The 19,090-nt window shown below is 65.7% G+C and carries 15 protein-coding genes; 7 read left to right on the top strand and 8 right to left on the bottom strand.

The features are described from left to right. Window positions 1-3: 3 nt before the first annotated feature. From Q9Q95_RS08855 to Q9Q95_RS08840, 4 genes are all read left to right on the top strand, one after another. Window positions 4-615, top strand: a complete 612-nt coding sequence (locus tag Q9Q95_RS08855) for a redoxin domain-containing protein (protein ID WP_306096080.1) — start codon at window positions 4-6, stop codon at window positions 613-615. A gap of 105 nt (window positions 616-720) precedes the next feature. Then, window positions 721-2,184 carry a circularly permuted type 2 ATP-grasp protein gene (locus Q9Q95_RS08850; protein WP_306096078.1) on the top strand — a complete coding sequence of 488 codons (1,464 nt, stop codon included), beginning with the start codon at window positions 721-723 and terminating at the stop codon, window positions 2,182-2,184. A 199-nt stretch (window positions 2,185-2,383) separates the two neighbouring features. Further along, complete coding sequence (locus tag Q9Q95_RS08845) at window positions 2,384-3,319, top strand: alpha-E domain-containing protein (RefSeq protein WP_306096359.1); 936 nt, start codon at window positions 2,384-2,386, stop codon at window positions 3,317-3,319. Continuing rightward, complete coding sequence (locus tag Q9Q95_RS08840) at window positions 3,316-4,113, top strand: transglutaminase family protein (protein WP_306096076.1); 798 nt, start codon at window positions 3,316-3,318, stop codon at window positions 4,111-4,113. The genes Q9Q95_RS08845 and Q9Q95_RS08840 overlap by 4 nt, the downstream gene beginning before the upstream one ends. Window position 4,114: 1 nt before the next feature. Here the strand turns inward: Q9Q95_RS08840 and Q9Q95_RS08835 are convergent, their stop codons facing one another. Beyond that, window positions 4,115-4,900 carry an arginyltransferase gene (locus tag Q9Q95_RS08835; RefSeq protein WP_306096074.1) on the bottom strand — a complete coding sequence of 262 codons (786 nt, stop codon included), beginning with the start codon at window positions 4,898-4,900 and terminating at the stop codon, window positions 4,115-4,117. A gap of 441 nt (window positions 4,901-5,341) precedes the next feature. Next, window positions 5,342-6,586, bottom strand: coding sequence for a threonine ammonia-lyase (locus Q9Q95_RS08830; RefSeq protein WP_306096072.1), 1,245 nt, complete (start codon window positions 6,584-6,586; stop codon window positions 5,342-5,344). Between the two features lie 60 nt (window positions 6,587-6,646). Here Q9Q95_RS08830 and Q9Q95_RS08825 point away from each other — a divergent pair, with 60 nt between their 5' ends. Continuing rightward, complete coding sequence (locus tag Q9Q95_RS08825; RefSeq protein ID WP_306096070.1) at window positions 6,647-8,308, top strand: amidohydrolase; 1,662 nt, start codon at window positions 6,647-6,649, stop codon at window positions 8,306-8,308. After that, window positions 8,309-8,992 carry an HPP family protein gene (locus Q9Q95_RS08820; RefSeq protein WP_306096069.1) on the top strand — a complete coding sequence of 228 codons (684 nt, stop codon included), beginning with the start codon at window positions 8,309-8,311 and terminating at the stop codon, window positions 8,990-8,992. It abuts the gene before it with no gap. Between the two features lie 20 nt (window positions 8,993-9,012). On the opposite strand, the gene Q9Q95_RS08815 is transcribed toward Q9Q95_RS08820, so the two are convergent. Together Q9Q95_RS08815 and Q9Q95_RS08810 are read right to left on the bottom strand one after the other, a co-directional pair. Then, window positions 9,013-9,576 carry an OsmC family protein gene (locus Q9Q95_RS08815; RefSeq protein ID WP_306096066.1) on the bottom strand — a complete coding sequence of 188 codons (564 nt, stop codon included), beginning with the start codon at window positions 9,574-9,576 and terminating at the stop codon, window positions 9,013-9,015. 25 nt (window positions 9,577-9,601) lie between these two features. Then, entirely contained in the window at window positions 9,602-10,513 is a 912-nt protein-coding gene (locus Q9Q95_RS08810; protein WP_306096064.1) for a diiron oxygenase, read from the bottom strand. Between the two features lie 368 nt (window positions 10,514-10,881). Here Q9Q95_RS08810 and Q9Q95_RS08805 point away from each other — a divergent pair, with 368 nt between their 5' ends. Further along, complete coding sequence (locus tag Q9Q95_RS08805; protein WP_306096062.1) at window positions 10,882-11,829, top strand: AraC family transcriptional regulator; 948 nt, start codon at window positions 10,882-10,884, stop codon at window positions 11,827-11,829. Here the strand turns inward: Q9Q95_RS08805 and gluP are convergent. The 4 genes from gluP to Q9Q95_RS08785 form a co-directional block, all read right to left on the bottom strand. Then, window positions 11,771-13,048: a glucose/galactose MFS transporter gene (gene gluP, locus Q9Q95_RS08800; RefSeq protein ID WP_306096060.1), complete on the bottom strand. Its 1,278-nt coding sequence runs from the start codon at window positions 13,046-13,048 to the stop codon at window positions 11,771-11,773. The two genes, Q9Q95_RS08805 and gluP, sit on opposite strands and share 59 nt — an antisense overlap. Next, the gene (locus Q9Q95_RS08795) at window positions 13,030-14,448 is read right to left on the bottom strand and encodes a glycoside hydrolase family 30 beta sandwich domain-containing protein (protein WP_306096059.1); all 1,419 of its coding nucleotides are present in this window, start codon (window positions 14,446-14,448) and stop codon (window positions 13,030-13,032) included. The genes gluP and Q9Q95_RS08795 overlap by 19 nt, the downstream gene beginning before the upstream one ends. 19 nt (window positions 14,449-14,467) lie before the next feature. Next, a complete protein-coding gene (locus Q9Q95_RS08790) occupies window positions 14,468-15,964 on the bottom strand; it encodes a tryptophan halogenase family protein (RefSeq protein WP_306096057.1) in 1,497 nt (498 codons plus the stop codon). A gap of 151 nt (window positions 15,965-16,115) precedes the next feature. Next, window positions 16,116-19,001, bottom strand: coding sequence for a TonB-dependent receptor (locus Q9Q95_RS08785; protein ID WP_306096054.1), 2,886 nt, complete (start codon window positions 18,999-19,001; stop codon window positions 16,116-16,118). Between the last annotated feature and the right edge of the window lie 89 nt (window positions 19,002-19,090).

The following is a 19,090-nucleotide window of genomic DNA, read 5'->3' as shown; positions in this document are numbered from 1 at the left end:
CATATGCGCAGTTTGATCGTTGCCGGAATTGCCGCGGCCTGCATGAGCAGCGCAGTGCCGCTCGCAGCCGAGCCCGGCCTCGGCACCGCCGTTCCTAATTTCCGCGCGTACGACATGCACGGCAAGATCGTCGATCTCACCCAGTTCCGCGGCAAGACCGTCGTGCTCGAATGGAACAACCCCGGCTGCCCCTTCGTGCAGAAGCACTATGCGGGCGGCAACATGCAGAAGACCCAGGCGGCGGCAGTGGCGCAGGGCGCGGTGTGGCTGACGATCAATTCCGGCGCGCCGGGCAAGCAGGGCCATATGAGCGGCCCCGAAGCGCAGAAGTTCGTCGCCGATCAGCGCGCGAAACCCAGCAGCTATCTGCTCGATCCGCAAGGGCTGATCGGCAAGGGCTATGGCGCGAAGACCACGCCGCATATGTACATCATCGATGGCAAGGGGCGCCTGGCCTATAACGGCGCCATCGACGACAGGCCGACTGCCGACAAGGCCGACATCGCCAAGGCGCGCAACCATGTCCTCGCCGCGCTGAGCGAATTGCGCGCCGGCAAGCCGGTGTCGGTGCCCGAAAGCCGGCCCTATGGCTGCACCGTGAAATACGCAGGCTGAGGCCATCTCTCCGAGCGCGTCTCGGGGAGAATTGTTTCTCTTGTGCAACGCAACAAAGCGTTGCAGCATGGAACCGGCAGGCCTTCTCTGCACTTGGGAGCGTTGATGGCAACACGCGGGGCGTTCGACGAGATCTGGGGGCATGGCGGGCCGGAGGCACCGCGGCCCGAATTCGCGGCGCTGTCGCAATGGGTGGCCGACACGCCAGCCGCCGAACTCCAGCGCCGCCAGCAATCCGCCGAGGCCGCGTTCCGCCAACTGGGCATCACCTTCGCGGTCTATGGCGACAGCGACGCCGCCGAGCGGATCATCCCGTTCGACATTGTCCCCCGCGTCTTCCTCCAGCAGGAATGGTCGCGGCTGTGCGAGGGGCTGGTCCAGCGCACGCAGGCGATCAACGCGTTCCTCGAGGATATTTACGGCGAGCGCCGGATCCTCAAGGAAGGGCTGATCCCGCCCGAGCTGATCTATCGCAACGAGCAGTTCCGCCCCGAAGTCGCCGGTATACGTCCGCCGCACGGAGTGTGGGCGCATATCTGCGGGATCGACCTCGTCCGCGTCGGGCCCGACGAATTCTACGTGCTCGAGGACAATGCCCGCACGCCCTCAGGCGTCTCGTACATGCTCGAAAATCGAGAGGCGATGCTGCGGCTCTGCCCCGAATTGTTCCGCGATCTCCGCGTCGCGCCGGTCGATTCCTATCCTGACATGCTGCTCGAGACGATGCGTTCGGTCGCGCCGGGCGACAATCCGCACCCGATCTGCGTCGTGCTCACCCCGGGCCATTTCAATTCGGCCTATTACGAGCATAGCTTTCTCGCCGATTCGATGGGGATCGAACTGGTCGAGGCCGCCGATCTGGTGGTCGATGACGACATTGTCTGGGTCCAGACGATCGCCGGGCGGGTGAAGGTCGACGTGATCTATCGCCGGATCGACGATGATTTCCTCGATCCGCTCACCTTCCGGCCGGATTCGCTGCTCGGCGTGCCCGGGCTGATCGCCGCCTATCGCGCCGGCAATGTCGCGCTGATCAACGCGCCCGGAAACGGCATCGCCGACGACAAGGCGATCTACAGCTACATGCCCGAGATCGTGAAATTCTATTCGGGCGGCGACGCGAAGCTGCCCAATGTCGAGACCTTCCGCTGCCGCGAACCGCAGGCGCTGAAGTACGTGCTCGACCATCTTGACGAACTGGTGGTCAAACTGGTCGACGGCTCGGGCGGTTACGGCATGCTCGTCGGCCCGACAGCGACCAAAGCGCAGATTGCCGACTTCCGCGCGGCGCTGATCGCCGAGCCGCACCGCTACATCGCCCAGCCGACCCTCGCGCTCTCTACCGTGCCGACGATGAGCGATTCCGGGCTGGCGCCGCGCCATGTCGATTTCCGCCCGTTCGTGCTGACCGGCAGCGATGGGGTGCATGTGGTGCCCGGCGGGCTCACCCGGGTGGCGCTGCGCGAAGGCTCGCTGGTGGTGAATTCGAGCCAGGGCGGCGGGACGAAGGACAGCTTCGTGCTGATGGACGATCTCGGAGCTTCGCAATCGCAGAGGCAGGGATCGTGAGGGCGCTCGGCCGAATTCCTCCCCGAGCTTGCTCGGGGAGGGGGACCGCCGTCGAAGGCGGTGGAGGGGTCGCCGCGGAGACGGCGGACGCGCTGCCGGAGAGCGAAAACCGCGCCTTCGGCGGCTCCCCTCCACCATGCTTCGCATGGTCCCCCTCCCCGAGCGAAGCTCGGGGAGGAATTGGATTGCCAACATGCTGATGCTCTCACGCACTGCGGCGGCGCTCTACTGGCTCGGCCGCTATGTCGAGCGCGCGGACTTCATCGCGCGGCTCGTCGAAGCCACGGTGCGGCTCGATGCGCTCTCCGCGCGCCCCGCGGGCGAGGCGGCGTGGCAGAGCGCGCTCGCGGTCACCGATACCGACGAGGCTTTCGCCGCGACCGGGCAAAGCTACACCCAGAGCCATGTCGCGCGTTTCCTGACTCTCGACGCATCGCATCCCGGCTCGATCGTCCGCTGCCTCGAAATGGCGCGCAACAACGCCCGTGCCGTGCGCACCGCGCTGACCCGCGAGGCATGGACCGCGATCAATCGCGCGTGGTGGCTGTTCCAGAACCGCGCCTCGACCGGTGGTGCCACCCAGACGCTCAATCTGGTCGAGCAGGTCAAGGGCGAGACCCGCGGCTTTGAAGGCTCGATCCACCGGATGATGCGCAACGAGGCGACGTGGCTGATCCAGCTCGGCGCTGCGATCGAGCGCGCCGACAACACCGCGCGGCTGGTCGACGTCAAATATCACCTGCTGCTGCCTGAGGGCGAGGCGGTCGGCGGCGTCGTCGATCGCGATCAATGGACGACGATTCTCCAGACCGTCTCGGCGGTCACCGCCTATCGCTGGCTCTATAGCGACGGGCTCCAGCCCGCGAACGTGATCGATCTGCTGATCAGCCGGTTCGAACTGCCGCGCAGCCTCGCCGCCTGCGTCGAGGAAGCGGTGCAATTGCTCAGCCAGCTCGCGCGGCGCACCGGTCTGCAGGGCGAAGCCGATCGCATGGCGCGTGCCCGGATGGCGCGGATGCAGAAGACGCGCACTTCCGAGGTCATCGTCAGCGGGCTCCACGAATATCTCGAAGCGTTTATCCGCGAGAATGCGATGCTCAATGCCGCGGTGGCGCGGCAATTCAGGTTCATATGAGAATAGCGATCGACCACCGCACGCGGTACCGCTTCACCGAGCCGCAGGCGCGGATCGTCCAGATGCTCCGCCTCACACCGTGCGACACGCGCGACCAGACCGTGGTGAGCTGGATGGTCGGCGTCGATTGCGACGCCCGGCTACGCGACGCCACCGACGGCTTCGGCAATGCCGTGACGATGCTCTACGCCGAGGGCCCGATCGAAGAAATCGACATCACCGTGACCGGCGAAGTGCTCACCACCAATAGCGACGGCGTGGTGCACGGATCGATCGAGCCGCTGCCGCCGATGGTCTATCTGCGTACGACGGCACGCACGATTCTGGGCGCCGGCCTTCCCGCTTTCGCAGCAGAGAGCATCAGCGGTTCCGGCGATCCGCTGGACCGCCTGCATCGGCTCAATGCGGCATTCCACGCCCGCTTTCCCTGCGTACCCGATGCGCGGGATACCGGACTCACTGCGGCGGAAGCCTTTGCGCGCGGCCGTGCCACCTCGCGCGACGTCACCCAGATGTTCATCGCGGCGGCGCGCAGCTTCGCGTTGCCCGCGCGCTATGTCTCAGGTTACCGCATCGACGATACCGCCCAGTCGGCGCCCCACGCCTGGGCGGAGGCGCATGTCGAAGGCCTTGGCTGGGTCGGGTTCGATCCGGCGACGGGAATGTCGCCCGACGACGGTTATGTCCGGGTTGCGGTCGGCCTGGATGCGCTCGGCGCCGCGTCCATCGCCGGCACCCGGATCGGCTCAGGCGACGAGGAGCTCGACGTGGCGCTCCGCGTCTCCGAGGAATAGCTCAGGCCAGTTCGCGCACCCGTGCCGGAACCGGCATCGACACCGCCATGTCCTCGTCGGTGAGCAGCGACCAGCCATTGGGGCCGAGCACCTCGATCGGGCGATAGCGCGTCTTGTACGCCATCCGCTCGCTGCCCTTCACCCAATAGCCGAGATAGACATAGGGCAGGCCCGCCGAGCGCGCGCGCAGGATGTGATCCATGATGATGAAGTTGCCGAGGCCCGGCCGGGTTTCGCTGTCCGCCTCGAAGAAACTATAGATCATCGACAGGCCGTCGGCCTGTTGATCGGTGATGCACGCGCCGATCAAGCGACCGCGCTCGCCATCCACCGAAGGCTCGCGATACTCGATGACGTACGAGCTGACCGGCGACTGCTCGACCATGTCGGCATAGTCGTTCTCGTCCATCGCCGCCATGCCGCCGCCGGGGTGGCGGGTCTTGAGATAACGGTGCAGCAGTTCGAACTGCTCCTCGGTTGCCCACGGCTTGCACGCCGTGACTTCGAGATCGCCGTGCCGCTTCATCAGCTTGCGCTGGGTGGCGTTGGGCTGGAACTGATCGGCGACGACGCGCACCGAAACGCAGGCGGTGCAGCTCGCGCAGCTCGGCCGATAGGCGACCGACTGGCTGCGGCGAAAACCGATCCGGCCGAGCGCATCGTTGAGCTCGCCGGCATGCTGTCCGGTCAGCTCGGTGAAGATCTTCCGCTCCTGCCGGCCCGGCAGATAGGGGCACGGACTCGGACTGGTCACGAAGAAGCGCGGAAAACGGGAAAGTGCAGTCACCGCTGAGTCGCCCTTTGCCAGGCCCCATCTGGCCCTATCAACGCGACTATGGAGCGGCGGATGCATGATGAAAAGCCGCTTTACCAAGAAAGAGAGTTAACGATTAGGCATAGGTGCGAACCAGCGAAACCAAGAGGTTGCACCGTTCCGCGCTGATACGCGTCCGGAGATCGTTAACCATGGCAAGTGGCGTCGGGCGACATGGCCGCACGCACAATCTTGCGCTGCAAGCCACTATATTGCCGCGGGAATCACATGTGAATCCCGCCGCGACTCGGTTCACCCCGCATGCGATTCGACTCGTCGGAACATAATCGTCACCCCGGACTTGTTCCGGGGTCCATCATGCCGGAAGCGAAGGACAAGAGCCTTCAGCCCTCTCGCGCGATGCACGGTGGATCTCCGCACAAGGCCGGGATGACGATAATAAGGCGCGTCCGCCTAGGCCAGCTCGACCGGGCTCACTTCGTACTGCGCCCGGCGCAGCGCCGTCATCAGCCGGTCGAGATGGTCGCGGTCGCGCGTCTCGCACTCGATGTCGGTGATCAGGCCCTTGGCGGGGAGCGTGGTGAACACCCGCTGATGATAGACTTCGATGATGTTGACGCCCTGCTCGTGGAAGATCCGCGCGACGTTGAACAAAGCGCCCGGACGATCCTGCAGCCGTATCCGCAAGCGCGCCAGCCGGCCCGAACGGGCGAGATCGCGGAGCAGCACGTTGGCGAGCAACCGCGGATCGATATTGCCGCCGCACAGAATGGTGCCGACCTTCTTGCCGCGGAACCGCTTCGGCTCGGCGAGCAACGCCGCGAGCCCTGCGGCGCCCGCGCCTTCGACCACGGTCTTTTCGATCTGGAGGAGCAGGCTGACCGCCTCCTCCAGCCGACGCTCGCTGACGAGGACGATGTCGTCGACCAGAGCCTCGACCATCTTCGAGGTGATCCCGCCCGGCTCCTTGACCGCGATGCCCTCGGCGAGCGTATCGCCTTCGCACGGCATGCTGGTACCGCGGATACGGTTGTACATCGACGGATAGAGCTCGGCCTCGACGCCGACCACTTCGAGCGCGCGCCCCTCCGACTTGGCGACGACCGCCGCGCCCGAGATCAGCCCGCCGCCGCCGATCGGGATCACCAGCGCGTCGAGTTCCGGAACGTCCTCGAGCATCTCGAGCGCCGCTGTCCCCTGCCCCGCGATGATCCGCGCATCGTCGAACGGGTGTACGAAGGTGTATCCCTTCTCGGCCTCCAGTTCGCGCGAATGGGCATAGGCCGCGTCGAAGGTTTCGCCGTGAAGGATGACGTTGGCGCCGTGCCCCTCGGTCTGGGTGACCTTCACCGTAGGAGTGTTGAGCGGCATCACGATCGTACTGGGAATGCCGAGCCGCGTCGCGTGATAAGCAAGCCCCTGCGCATGATTGCCGGCCGACGCCGCGATCACGCCCTTGGACCGCGCCGTCTCGTCGAGCTGGAGCAAGGTGTTGAGCGCCCCGCGCTCCTTATAGGCGGCAGTGAACTGGAGATTCTCGAACTTGAGATAGACCGTGGCGCCGGTGAGGTCGGACAGCGTCTTGCTCACCAAAGTCGGCGTGCGCACGACCGAGCCCCTAATCCGCTGCGCAGCGTCCCGAACCTCGGTGATCGATACGGGAAGCGGCGTCTGCGCCGGTGCTGCTTTGGTAGCCATAATGGCTTCGGCCTAGACCATCTGGCGCGGCGGGGGAACAGGCCCTATGCGCAATCGCCTATGCACAAGCTGCCCTTGCTCGCGCGCCTGCTGGCCCCGCTCCTCGCGCTCGCCGTTCCTGTCACTGCCCGAGCGGACGCGCTGATCGACAACGTCAACGGCATGACGCTCGACGAGAAGGGGCAAGTGATCCGCTTCACCGGGATCATGATGAACCGCGACGGCAAGATCACCTATGTGCTGAAGAGCGGAGAGCGGCGTCCGAAAAAGGTCGACTGGAAGCTCGACATGGGCGGCAAGACGATGGTGCCCGGGATGATCGACGGGCACGGCCATGTCATGGGTCTGGGCGCGCAACTGCTCCGGCTAGATCTGTCCGAGACCAACTCGCTCGAAGAGGCGCTGGCGAAGATCCGCAGCTACGCCGCTGCCAATCCGACCAAATGGATCCTCGGCGGTGGCTGGAATCAGGAACGCTGGAAGCTCGGCCGCTTTCCCACCGCCGCCGAACTCGACGCTGCGGTCGGGGACCGCCCGGCCTGGCTCGAACGCGTCGACGGCCATGCCGGCTGGGCCAACAGCCGCGCGATCGCTGCCGCCGGTGTCACCGCGGCGACCAGGGACCCGAGGGGCGGCCGGATCGAACGCAGTGCCGGCGACAGACCCGCGGGGGTCTTCGTCGATGCGGCGATGGACTCCGTCACCAGGATGATCCCCGCGCCCACGCCGCGCGAACAGAATGCCGCTTTCCTCGCCGCGCAGGAGCGATTGCTCTCGCTGGGCGTGACCGCGACGGCGGACATGGGCACCAGCCAGGCCGACTGGCTGACCTATCGCCGCATGGGCGACCTCAATCTGCTCAAGGTGCGGATCCTCAGCTATGCGAGCGGCGTCGACACGGCCCTCGCGGTGGCCGGCCAAGGCCCCACGCCGTGGCTCTATGCCGAGCGGCTGCGCATGGGCGGGATCAAGCTCTATGACGATGGCGCGCTCGGCTCGCGCGGCGCGTGGCTCAAGGCCGATTACGCCGATGCGCCGGGAAACAAGGGCCTGCCTTTCCTCACCGACGACCAGTTGCTCAACAGCATGATCCGGGGCGCGATGGACGGCTTCCAGATCGCGGTCCACGCGATCGGCGACCGCGCCAACCAGCAAGTACTCGATGCGATCGAAATACTCTCCGAAACTTATAAGGGCGATCGGCGCTGGCGCATCGAGCACGCCCAGATCGTCGATCCCAAGGACCTGCCGCGCTTCGGCAAGTTCGGCACGATCGCGTCGATGCAGCCAGTCCATCAGACCAGCGACATGCACATGGCCGAGGCCCGGCTGGGCGAGGCTCGGCTGGGCGGCGCTTATGCCTGGCGTTCGATGCTGCAGAACGGTTCGAGGCTGGCTTTCGGATCGGATTTCCCGGTCGAGAGCCCCGATCCCTGGGCGGGCTGGGCAGCGAGCTTCACGCGGCAGGATGCCAGCGGCCAGCCGTTCGGCGGCTGGCGTCCGCAGGAGGCGGTGACGCGCGAGCAAGGCTGGGCCGGCTTCACCACCGGCGCGGCCTATGCGGGGTTCGCAGAGGACAAGATCGGCCGCATCGCGGTGGGAATGCGCGCCGATTTCCTGATCGTCGATCGCGATCCGCTGCTCGCCGGGCCAGGCGATCTGCGCGCCACCAAGGTGATCGAGACCTGGGTCGGCGGCGACAGGGTGTGGCAACGCAAATAGATGATTGCGAAAGGGAGACATTTCACCCTGTTGCTGGCGGGGGCCAATTGGCGAGAGCGGCTGATCGCGGGGATCGGCGCGGTGATCGGCATCGGGCTGTGCGCAGCGATCTCCACGCTGGCAGTGCCGAGCCACGGTCTGTTGCTGGCGGCACCGCTCGGGGCATCTGCGGTATTGTTGTTCGCAGTGCCGTCGAGCCCACTCGCCCAGCCTTGGCCGATCGTCGGCGGGAATGTGGTTTCGGCGCTGGTAGGCGTCGCGGTGGCGCATTTGCTGGGAAGCGACGCACTCGCAGTTGGGGTTGCGGTGGGCGCGGCGATCCTCGCAATGTCAGTGTTGCGCTGTCTGCACCCGCCGGGCGGGGGCACCGTATTGCTTCCTCTGCTGGCGCCTGCGGTGCTCGCGCAAGGCTATGGCTTCGCGCTGCTGCCGGTCGGACTCAACGCCGTGGCGCTGACCGCGATCGGGATCGCCTTCCACCGAATCTCGGGCCACAGCTATCCGCATCGCCCGATGAAAATCCATGATCGACCGCGGCTGCTGATGGAGGATATCGACGCGGCACTGGCCGAGTCTGGTGAGACCTTCGACGTCAGCCGCGAGGATCTCGAGGCACTGCTCGACCGTGCCGAACGCCATGCCGCGGCGCGCCGCATCGCGACCGGGAGACCGCCGCGCACCTGAGATGCGCGGCGGTCCGATAGTCAGCCGACCGCGAGCCTTCCGTTCATCTGGATCGGCCGCGCGAGATTGAAGTAATTGGGCGAGGTCGCCATCACCGTACGGTGGATCTCGTCGAACTGCGCGGGCGTGCCGTTGCCTGCGATCCGCACCACATAGTCGATCCGGTCGTACCCCGGCGGGATGCTCGCATCGAGACCCAGAAAACCGCGCAGATCGAGCTGGCCGGTCATCTCGATCTCTAGTCGCTCGAGCGCGATCCCGTGCATCGCCGCGCCGGCGACATAGCCTACCGTCATGCAGGCATTGGCGGCCGCCATCAGCAATTCCTGCGGATTGGGCGCACTGTTCTGGCCGAGCAACTGCTCGGGTTCATCGGCGCGGATCTCGAAATCGCGCGCGATCCGCTCGCCACCGAGTTCGATGTCGCGCACCCGCGTCACACTGCCGGTCTGCCCGGTCCAACGCGTCGCCACGCTGAAGCGTACCAGTGCCTGGCCGGGATCGCGGCCGATCGCCTCGACCACTTCGCCGACCGCGTCGAGATCGATACCATTCACGACATTACGCGTCATCACGTCACTCATCTTCTCTCTCCTTGGGGTAATTCGTTCAGCAAAAGGCCGGCGCGACGGCGTCGATGCGGTCGCGCGCGGCGGGGGAAATCGCGCCCAGCGTGGCGCGGAACTGCGGGTGGGTCATGCCGCTGCCGAGATAGGTCCAGCGCAGCGCCTGATGCTGGACGGCAAGGAAGCCCTCGCGATCGGCTTCGTCGACCGGCCGGCCCGCCGCCGCCTCGAACGCGGCGAGGTTGAGCTCTGCCTGTGTCTTGCATCCGCCATCGAGGAACATCCCGATCTCGAGATATTCGTCGATCGCCGCATCGATGCCTGCCGGATCACATCCCTCGGCCAGCGCCTCGACCATCAGCGTGTCGAGCTTCGCGTGCTGCGCCTCTTCCATCCAATGATGGCGAAGCAGGCTCTTGAACAACGGATCGAGCCCGGCATCGTCGCGCACGCTTTCGAGGTAATGCGCCTGCGTCATCCACTCGATGTGGAGCACCGCCAGCGCGACGCTCAGCGGATCGTGACGGAGGATCTCGGCGGCGATCGCCTCGGCCGGCCCGATCATCCCGCACTCCACCGGAAATCCGCGCACGAACGCGGCGTGGAAGCGCTTGAACAGATGGATGTGCTTTGCCTCTTCAGAGGCAAAGCCGAGCAACGCCCGCACCCGATCGTCGTCATCGCGCAGCAGCGGCCGGGCATGATCGAGAACGAAGGGCAGGATCATCTCCTCGATCAGCCCGAACATGCTCAGATATTCATGCCCGCGGATCTGGTTGAGCAGCAGCCGTTCGTCGGGTGCCACCCCGGGGGTCTCGGCGATGCGCGCCAGCTTCTCGGGCATGAACGGCCGGCGGAAGTCGAGCGCAGCGCCTTCGGGCATCACGTCGTCCAGTTGCCAGGCGGCACGCGAGGATGCCGCGAGCACGTCCGACCAGGTGAATTGGTGGTACATATCGTTTCTCCTTGGAACCCTATGCCCTCAGGCAAATACCAGGGCATGAAAGGTGAGGATCACGGTTGTCAGGATGGTGGCGCCGGCTACTGCCGCAGGCTGCACGCAAAGCAACGAACTGGAATAGAAGTTCACGAATAATCTCCCATGGTTAGCCGGCGCCCCTAAGGCAGCTCGACTGGTGATGTTCAGGCTGTTGATTGGCCGCGCGCAGCGGTCGCCCCGACCCGTCCGCGCAACGACTGCGACTCTATGGTGTCGAACTAGCCCCGGCGGCGGTAACGCGATATGATCGGGCGGACGAAAACATTGATCGATCGACCGGATCGACGGGCGGGTCGCGCGGACTGCGTTTCAGGGGATGTGGGATGGACGTGCTCAGCGAGATGCTCGCGGCGCTGCGCCTGTCGGGTGGCGTATTCGTCGATGCGGAGTTCCGGGCGCCATGGACGGTGCTGTCGGACTATACGCCCGAGGACTGCGCACCCTTTTTCGAGATACCGAGTCAGCTGATCGCCTATCATTATGTGCGGTCGGGATCGTTCACCTGCCGGATTCCCGGCGGGCCTGCGCGCGCGGTGCATGCGGGCGAGATCGTCATCCTGCCGCACGGCACGCCGCACTATCTCCATGGCCCCGCGCCCTGGCCCGCGCCGATGGATACGCAGAACGTGCTCCGCACCATCGACAATGGCATCCTGCGATTGCGCGGCGGCGGGGACGGCGCGAGCGTGTCGATGTATTGCGGCTATCTCGGCACCACCACGCCCGACAATACCCTGCTCCAGAGCCTGCCGCCGATGCTGGTGATCGGGATCGACGCGGCGCAAGGCGATTGGGTCGCGCGCTCGATCGACTTCGCCGCGCACGGCGTCGCGACCAACGCCCCCGAGATGGTCGGCAAGCTCGCCGAGGGCCTCTTCGCCGAGGCGGTGCGCCGCTATGTCGACGACCTCCCCGCAGACGAACGCGGCTGGCTGGCGGGATTGCGCGATCCCGCGGTGGGCCGGGCGCTCGCATTGATCCACCAGCGCTTCGCCGAAGCCTGGACGCTGGATGCGCTCGCGCGCGAGGCAGCGGTTTCCAAGACCGTACTCGCCGATCGCTTCCGCGCGCTGCTGGGCGAAGCACCGATGCAATATTGCGCGCGCTGGCGGATGAAGGCGGCGGCCGAGATGCTGCGCGGCAATCGCCACAATGCGAGCAGCGTCGCTTATTCGGTGGGGTTCAACTCCGAGGCCGCGTTCAACCGCGCGTTCAAGCGCGAGTTCGGCGCGCCGCCCGCGACCTGGGCGCGCGAGGCAGTCGCCGCATAGCGAGCGCCGCGAATGCCGCGATCACGCTGTAAGCGGCGAGCGGCACCACGAATATCCAGCCAAGCCCCGCGCGATCAGCCACCTGCCCGACCAGCAACGGCACGATCGCGCCGCCCGAAATGGCGACGCAGAGCAGCCCTGAAGTCGCTTCCGCCGAGGCGGTGGAGCGTTCGAGGGTCAGCGAGAAGATCGTCGGGAACATGATCGCGTTGCATAGCCCGATCGCCAGCGCGCAGCGCGCTGCGACGGGCCCGGGAGCGAGCAAAGCCGCGGCGCAGAGCAAAACCGCCGAGACCGCCGCAGCGCGCAGTAGATGGGGTGCCGCGATCCGCGTCAGCAGCCAGCTGCCGAGGAAACGGCCGACCAGCGCGCCGCCCCAATAGAAGGTCGCGAGCCACGCTCCCGCTCGATCCATCGACAGGCCGAGCGTGCGTGGATCGGCGAGGAACCCGATCATCGTGCTGCCGATCGCCACTTCGGCGCCGACATAGAGCGCGATCGTGACCGCGCCGAACAGCGCCCAGCGCGAACGAAAGGCCTGACCGATGTTCGCCGCCCCGGTGGCCCGGGGCGACGCCTGCTCGATGGGACGGCGAACTACCCAGAGCAGTGCCATCAATATCAGCACCAGCGCCGCGATCGTCAGGAAGGCGCGCTGGACTGCCGCCAATCCCGTCGTGCGCGCCGTTTCCGAAAGCAGCGGCTCCGCACCTTCGAACACCGGATCGCCGAGGATCAGCGCCGCACCGAACTGCACCCCCGCGACCACCCCGAGCGAATTGAACGATTGCGCAAGGGCCAGCCGGAAGTGGCTGCGATCGGGTGGCCCCAGGCTCGCCGCCAGCGGATTGGCGGCGACCTGCAAGATCGCGATTCCCGACGCGAGGACGAAGAGACCGGCGAGCAGCAACGGGAAACAGGGTACGAGCGCGGTGGTCTGAACGATCAGGCAACCGCCGATCATCGCCGCCAGCGCGATCAGCATCGCGCGAACGGCACCGACGCGACCGAGCAGTGCCGCAGCGGGCAGCGACAGGATGCCGAACGCCGCGAAGAAGACGATCTGGGTAAACAATGCCTCGGTGTAAGAAAGGTCGAAGATCCGCCGGACCGCCGCGACGAGGGGGTCGTTGTTCGCGCAGATGAAACCCCAGGCGAAAAACAGCGCGGTGACCGAGGCGAAGGCGGGCGTGCTGCGGTTCAGCGCGGGTCTCGCCAACGGAAGGTCGCTGCCGCGTTCGGGGCGAGCCGATAGGCGAAATAACGACCGCTTTCGGCCACCGGGAAGGCCGCCATTTCCTTGCCGGCGTTGAAGGCGAGCAGCACCCGCGAACCATCCGGATTGGCGAAGGCGACCGTCTCTATGCCGCCCGGCCGACTTTCCGACGCGATCCGCTGCGCGCCCACTGCGACGAAGCGGCTGGCATGGCCGAACGCATAATATTCGGGGTTGCGCGTGACTTCCCCGGTCTTGCTGTCGATCGCCACCACCCCGCGGCAATTGCCGCAGCCGCCGAGGTGCGGCCCGAAATTCTCGTCGAGCGCGAGGTTCCACATCAGCACCCCGCGCGCCCAGTTGCGGGTGCTGCCGATGATCAGCGTGCGGATCGTCCACGCCCAGCTGTCTGGCCATGCCTTCGACCATTCGCCGCCCGAGCATTCGGTGAAGAACACGCCCTTGTCGGGATGCCGGTCGCGCACTTCGCTCTGCGCGGCGACATCGCCATTGTAGCAATGCCATGCCACCCCGGCGACGTGGCGCGCCGCCGCGGGATCGGCGAGAACGCCGAGCGGCTGCGCGGGCTGATCCCAATTATGGTCCCAGTCGAGGATGCGGGTCTTCAATCCCGCGCGCGCGAATTCGGGGCCGAGATGATCGCCGATGATCCGCGCGCGCTGCGCCGCGCTCAACCGCATGCCGGGATAGTTTTCGGGCTCGAAATCGGGCTCGTTCTGGATGCTGAGATAGTCGATCGGGCCGATCGCGGCGGCGAAATCCTGCACCGTGCGGCGCAGATAGGTGGCGAACGGCGCATAGGCCGCCTCGCGCAGGCTGCCCTTGATCAGCGAGTCGCTGGTTTTCATCCAGCCCGGCGCGCTCCACGGCGAGATCATCACCGCGAGCTGCGGATTGACCGCGCGCGCGGCCTTGGCCGTGGGCAGCACTTCGGCACGCGCCGGCGCGATCGAGAAATGCGCGAGTCCGGGATCGGTCTGCCCCTTGGCAACATCGTCATAGCTGTAATGGCTGAGCGAGAAATCCGAGGCGCCGACGGTGAGCCGGGTGAACGCGAAATTGAGCCCTGGCGCGGGACCGAACAACTCCGCGAGTAGCTTTTCGCGCTGGGCCGCGGTCATCCTCTTCTGGATCAGCCACGCCGACGCGTCGGTGATCGAGGCACCGAACCCGACCATGCGCTGATAGCGCTTCGCCGGGTCGACCATGATCGCGTCGGCGGGCGCACCGGGTTCGAACGCCAGCGGCGCTTGCGGCGCGAGCAACGCGGCCTTGTCGGGCGTGGTGAGCCAGACTTCGACCGCCGCCGGCGCGGCGCCGGGCCGTTCGACCGGCGCGCAGGCTGCGCTCGCACAGGCCAGCGACAGCGCAAGCATCCTCATCGCAACTCTCCTCATCCGTTCACGCCGGGCAGGTCCGCGCGACATAGTCGGCATGCGTCGGCATCACCTCGACGCATTTGCGGATCACGCGTTCGATATTGCCGAGATATTGCTCGATCTGCGGCTCGCTCCGGATGTCGACCAAAGGGTCATAGCCCTGCGGGATCACGCCCTGGCCGAGAAAGACCTGGATCCAGCTCTCTTCGGCGAACAATTCCTCGTCCTCGCGGAAGATGCGGCCATTGGCGGCGAACACCCGGATCTTGTGCCGCAGCGTGTCGGGCACCGCCATGTCGCGGCAATGCCGCCAGAACGGCGTGTCGTCGCGCTCGGTGGCCTTGTAGTGAAGGATGATGAAGTCGCGGACGCGCTCATATTCGAAATCGGTCTGGCGATTGAACTCGGCGATCGACGCTGGATCGAAGCGCGCATCGGGCAACAGCCGCACCATCCGGATGATCGCCGACTGGATCATGTGCAGGCTGGTCGATTCGAGCGGCTCGAGAAAGCCCGCCGCCAGCCCGATCGCGACGCAATTGCGGTTCCACGTCGCGCGCCTTTTGCCGCTGACGAAGCGGATGCGGTTGGGCTCGGCCAGTTGTTCGCCGTCGAGATTGGCGAGCAGCATCGCCTCGGCATCGGCATCGTCGATGAATCGGCTCGAATAGACATGGCCGTTGCCGGTGCGGTGCTGGAGCGGGATGCGCCATTGCCAGCCCGCGGTGCGCGCGGTGGCGCGGGTATAGGGCGTGAACGCGTCGCTGCGCGCGCAGGGCACCGCGATCGCGCGGTCGCAGGGCAGCCACTGTGTCCATTCCTCGTAGCCGGTCCGCATCGCCTGCTCGATGACCAGCCCACGAAAGCCCGAGCAGTCGACGAACAGATCGGCTTCGACCACCGCGCCGTCGGCCATCGTCACCGATCGCACGAAGCCGTTCTCCGGATCGAGCGCGACATCGGTGACCTTGCCCTCGCGGCGGGCGACCCCGCGCTCCTCGGCAAAGCCGCGGAGAAATTTGGCATAGAGACTGGCGTCGAAATGGAAGGCGTTGGCGATGTGGCCGATCGGCGATTCGGCCATCTTGGGATCGGCGCGGCGGAACTTGTCGGCAAGCGCCGCGGCGGTGTTTATCGAATAATTGGCGAAGTCCGAAGCGCGGCCGAGGCCGTGCATCTTCAGCCAATATTGATGGCAGCGCAGCCAACCGAGGTCCTGCCCGATCACTCCGAAGCCGTGGATGTAGCTCGAGCCCTGGCGGAGCCAGTCGACGAACTGGATGCCGAGCTTGAACGTCCCTTGGGTACGCCGGAGGAAATCATTCTCATCGAGGCCGAGCAGCTCGTTATACTTCTTGATCGCCGGGATCGTCGCCTCGCCGACGCCGATCGTGCCGATCTCTTCGGATTCGATCAAAGTGATCTGGTAGAGGCCCTGGAACAGCCGGGCGAGCAACGCGGCCGTCATCCAGCCCGCCGATCCGCCGCCGACGATCAGGATCCGCTTGATCTGCTCCATCGCGCTTCCTCTCCCTTATCGTGCGATGATGTCGCAATTGGCCGGCCTGCTTGGCAAGGCCTCGCCGGTCGCGCACCCGGCCGAAAAAATGGGGAGGCGCGGACGGGCCGGCGCCTCCCCGAAGCTCTCGGAGACGTTTCCGAGGAGGGTTTCAGAACCGGTAGTTGAAGCCGAGCAGGAACGACCGCCCGTATTTCTCATAGGTCTCGAGCAGGCTCGATCCATCGGCGGTGTGCGTACCGCCGTTGTCGAGACCCAGCCGGGTGCGATAGGGCGAGTCGGTCAGATTGTTGACCTGGAACAGCACCCCGAAGCCTTCGAGTGATCCGCTCTCGAACGTATAACCGATTTGCGCGTCGACCTGGCGGTCGGCGAGGATCTCGGTCTGTCCGCGCGTCGCGAACAGCTGCACCACCTCGCCCTTGAAGGCCGAGCGGTAACGATAGCTCGCACGCGCCTGGAAGCCGCCGCGCTCGTAATAGCCGGTGATGTTGTAGATCGTCCCCGACAGGCCGGGGATACGAACCTCGTCGTTGCCGGCGGTCGGGTTGAGATCGGACTCGGTGAGCGACAGGCTGCCGATCACGCCCAGTCCCTCGAGCGGCCTGAACAGCGTCCCGAAATCGATCGCGCCGCTGAATTCGACACCCTTGAGTGTCCCGCCATTACCGTTCGCCGGCAAGGTGAGCTGGCCGATCGGATCGATGATGACGGTCGCAGGAATTCCGGCGCCTGCGGGAACCGGGATCCCGGTGAAGTCGAATATACTCGTCTGCTGGTAGATATAGGTCTGCAGCTTCTTGTAGAAGCCCGCGATCGAGAAATAGGTCGTCCGATCGACATACCATTCATAGGCGGCGTCGAATGCCCATGCACGCCACGGCTTCAGCAGCGGGTTGCCGCCCGACGCCGACCATGGATGGACCGTATTGCCGGCGTCGCAGGCATTTTGTCGGGTGCAGACCAGCGTGTCGAACGATGGCGTCACATTGGCGCGCATCTCGTCCATGCGGGGACGCGCCATGGTCCGCGAGGCGGCGAGGCGAAAGCGGTGCCCGCCGCCGAGATCCCAGATCAGGTTCGCGCTCGGCAGCAGGTCGAAATAATCGGCACTGGCGTTTCGCTGCGTGGGAACGACCGGCAGGCCGCCGGTGCCGTTGATCACCATGCCGCTCGACGACTGGAACTGCCAGACCGCCTGCACGCCGATATTCCCGCGGATCGGCCCTGCCTTAAAATCGGCTTTCACGAAGGCGGTCGTGAGATCTTCGCTGATCTCCCATGTCTTGTCGTAATAATTGGCGTCGCGGATCGGCGCTCGATCGTAATAGACGCCGAGCGCTTTCTCCAGATCAACGCTCAGCACATCGCCGAACCCCGTATAACCGAGCGAGGTGGGCGCCACGAGATATTGCGGATCGACGAGGACTTGCTGGCGCCCGTTCTTGAGGAACAGATCATTGTCGTCGACCGTCTTGCTCTTCTGGCGCTGGGTGAAATTGACCCCCGCCGTCAGCTTGTTCAGCAGGCCATCGAACTCGTGATCGAGCTTGAGGTCGATCGCGTAGATGCTCTCCTCGACATCGGGGAAGCGGATCGCGCCGTCATGTGCCCAGCCGCCCCAAGCCGCGCGGTCGCCGAGCGAAACCTGCGCGGCATCGGCATAGTTCAGCCCCTCCGAATAGGTCGGAAAGCCGTCGTCGGGCACGTCGAAGCCGATGGTGTCGAAGGTACGGCCGGCATCGGGCGTCGCGCCGTTGACGAAGCCGGTGCCACGCCCATAGCCGGCATAGGTTTCGAGGATCTGCTCCTTGCGGCGGTTCTTCGAATAGGAAAGGTCGGCCGAGAAGTTGGTGCGGTCGTCGAGCTTGAACTCGTTGTTGAGGCCGATCGAGAACAGCTCGTCGTCGCGGGTGTTGTGGTCGTTGCGGATGATCGGAACCACCCGGTTGGCAGTGCCGCTGGCCGCCACCGGTGTTCCGCCGCGATCCTCGGTGACGACGTCGCGGAAGAATGCGCCGTCGGCCCAGCCGTTCGAGAACCATTGCGCGCCGCGGGTGGTCTCTTCCTGGTGGAACTTTGAATAATAGACATCGAGAGTCGAATGCACCCGGTCGCTCGGCTGCCATTCGAGGATGCCCATCACGGCGTCGCGGCGGTTGAGCCGCGACGTCGCGAACACCTCCTGACCATTGAGGAGCAGCGCGGAATCCGCCGAATCGGGCTGAACCGTGTCGGTACCGCACTCATTGGTCACCGGAACGGGCTCGCACACCCCGCCGAAAGCCTCATAGCCATAGGCTTTGTAATGCTTGTTCTGCGACGGCGAATCGAGATGGGCATAGCCGATCGCGATCCCCAGCGTGTCGTTGGCGAACTGATCGATATAGGAGATGCTGGCGCGGCCGCCCCAGTTGCGGACGTCGCTGTTCAGCCGGTCGCCCTCGACCTTCTCGCCGCGGATGTTGACCGCGATCGCGCGCTTGCCAAAGTTGAGCGGCCGCACGGTGCGCAGATCGGCGGTGCCCGACAGCCCCATTCCCGAGATCTGGGCGTCGGGAGTCTTGTAGATGACGACGCTTGACAGCAATTCGGACGGATATTGGTCGAATTCGACTGCGCGGTTGTCGCCCGAACTCGCCTGCTGGCGGCCATTGAGCAAGGTGGTGGTGAAATCGGGCGCGAGGCCGCGGATCGAGATGACCTGCGCACGGCCGTTGACGCGCTGCGCCGCGAGGCCCGGCAGGCGTGCGATCGATTCGGCGATCGAGACGTCGGGCAGCTTGCCGATATCCTCGGCCGAGACCGCCTCGACGATCGAGGTCTCGTCCCGCTTGGTATTGATCGAGCTTTCGAGCCCGGCGCGAAGCCCGGTGACGACGATTTCGTCCTCGGACTGGACCTGATCGTCCGGGGCCGTAGCTTCCTGCGCCTGCGCGACCGACGGTAGCCCTGCGATCAGCGCGAGCGACGAAGCCGTCAGGCCGAATTTCCACAATGTCGATTTGAAACGGCGCGCGCCGGCCCGTTGGCCCATCTTGCTCTCTCCCCTAGGGTGCGGACGATTTATCGTCCTGCATCATTATCGACCCCAACCTGACAGCGTTGCCAAATTGGAAGCGCTTT

This window comes from Sphingomonas sp. DG1-23 (genome assembly GCF_030730875.1).
In the GTDB taxonomy this organism is placed as follows: domain Bacteria; phylum Pseudomonadota; class Alphaproteobacteria; order Sphingomonadales; family Sphingomonadaceae; genus Sphingomonas.
The sequence above is the reverse complement of the archived record's forward strand: the minus strand, read 5'-3'. Positions and strand labels throughout refer to the sequence as shown.

Excerpts from the sequence above, each read along its gene's own strand:
- Q9Q95_RS08810 (WP_306096064.1), bottom strand. The coding sequence starts at position 10,513 with ATGTACCACCAATTCACCTGGTCGGACGTGCTCGCGGCATCCTCGCGT.
- Q9Q95_RS08815 (WP_306096066.1), bottom strand. The coding sequence starts at position 9,576 with ATGAGTGACGTGATGACGCGTAATGTCGTGAATGGTATCGATCTCGAC.
- Q9Q95_RS08805 (WP_306096062.1), top strand. The coding sequence starts at position 10,882 with ATGGACGTGCTCAGCGAGATGCTCGCGGCGCTGCGCCTGTCGGGTGGC.
- Q9Q95_RS08850 (WP_306096078.1), top strand. The coding sequence starts at position 721 with ATGGCAACACGCGGGGCGTTCGACGAGATCTGGGGGCATGGCGGGCCG.
- Q9Q95_RS08795 (WP_306096059.1), bottom strand. The coding sequence starts at position 14,448 with ATGAGGATGCTTGCGCTGTCGCTGGCCTGTGCGAGCGCAGCCTGCGCG.
- Q9Q95_RS08855 (WP_306096080.1), top strand. The coding sequence starts at position 4 with ATGCGCAGTTTGATCGTTGCCGGAATTGCCGCGGCCTGCATGAGCAGC.
- Q9Q95_RS08830 (WP_306096072.1), bottom strand. The coding sequence starts at position 6,586 with ATGGCTACCAAAGCAGCACCGGCGCAGACGCCGCTTCCCGTATCGATC.
- Q9Q95_RS08820 (WP_306096069.1), top strand. The coding sequence starts at position 8,309 with ATGATTGCGAAAGGGAGACATTTCACCCTGTTGCTGGCGGGGGCCAAT.
- Q9Q95_RS08845 (WP_306096359.1), top strand. The coding sequence starts at position 2,384 with ATGCTCTCACGCACTGCGGCGGCGCTCTACTGGCTCGGCCGCTATGTC.
- Q9Q95_RS08790 (WP_306096057.1), bottom strand. The coding sequence starts at position 15,964 with ATGGAGCAGATCAAGCGGATCCTGATCGTCGGCGGCGGATCGGCGGGC.
- Q9Q95_RS08785 (WP_306096054.1), bottom strand. The coding sequence starts at position 19,001 with ATGGGCCAACGGGCCGGCGCGCGCCGTTTCAAATCGACATTGTGGAAA.
- Q9Q95_RS08825 (WP_306096070.1), top strand. The coding sequence starts at position 6,647 with ATGCACAAGCTGCCCTTGCTCGCGCGCCTGCTGGCCCCGCTCCTCGCG.
- Q9Q95_RS08840 (WP_306096076.1), top strand. The coding sequence starts at position 3,316 with ATGAGAATAGCGATCGACCACCGCACGCGGTACCGCTTCACCGAGCCG.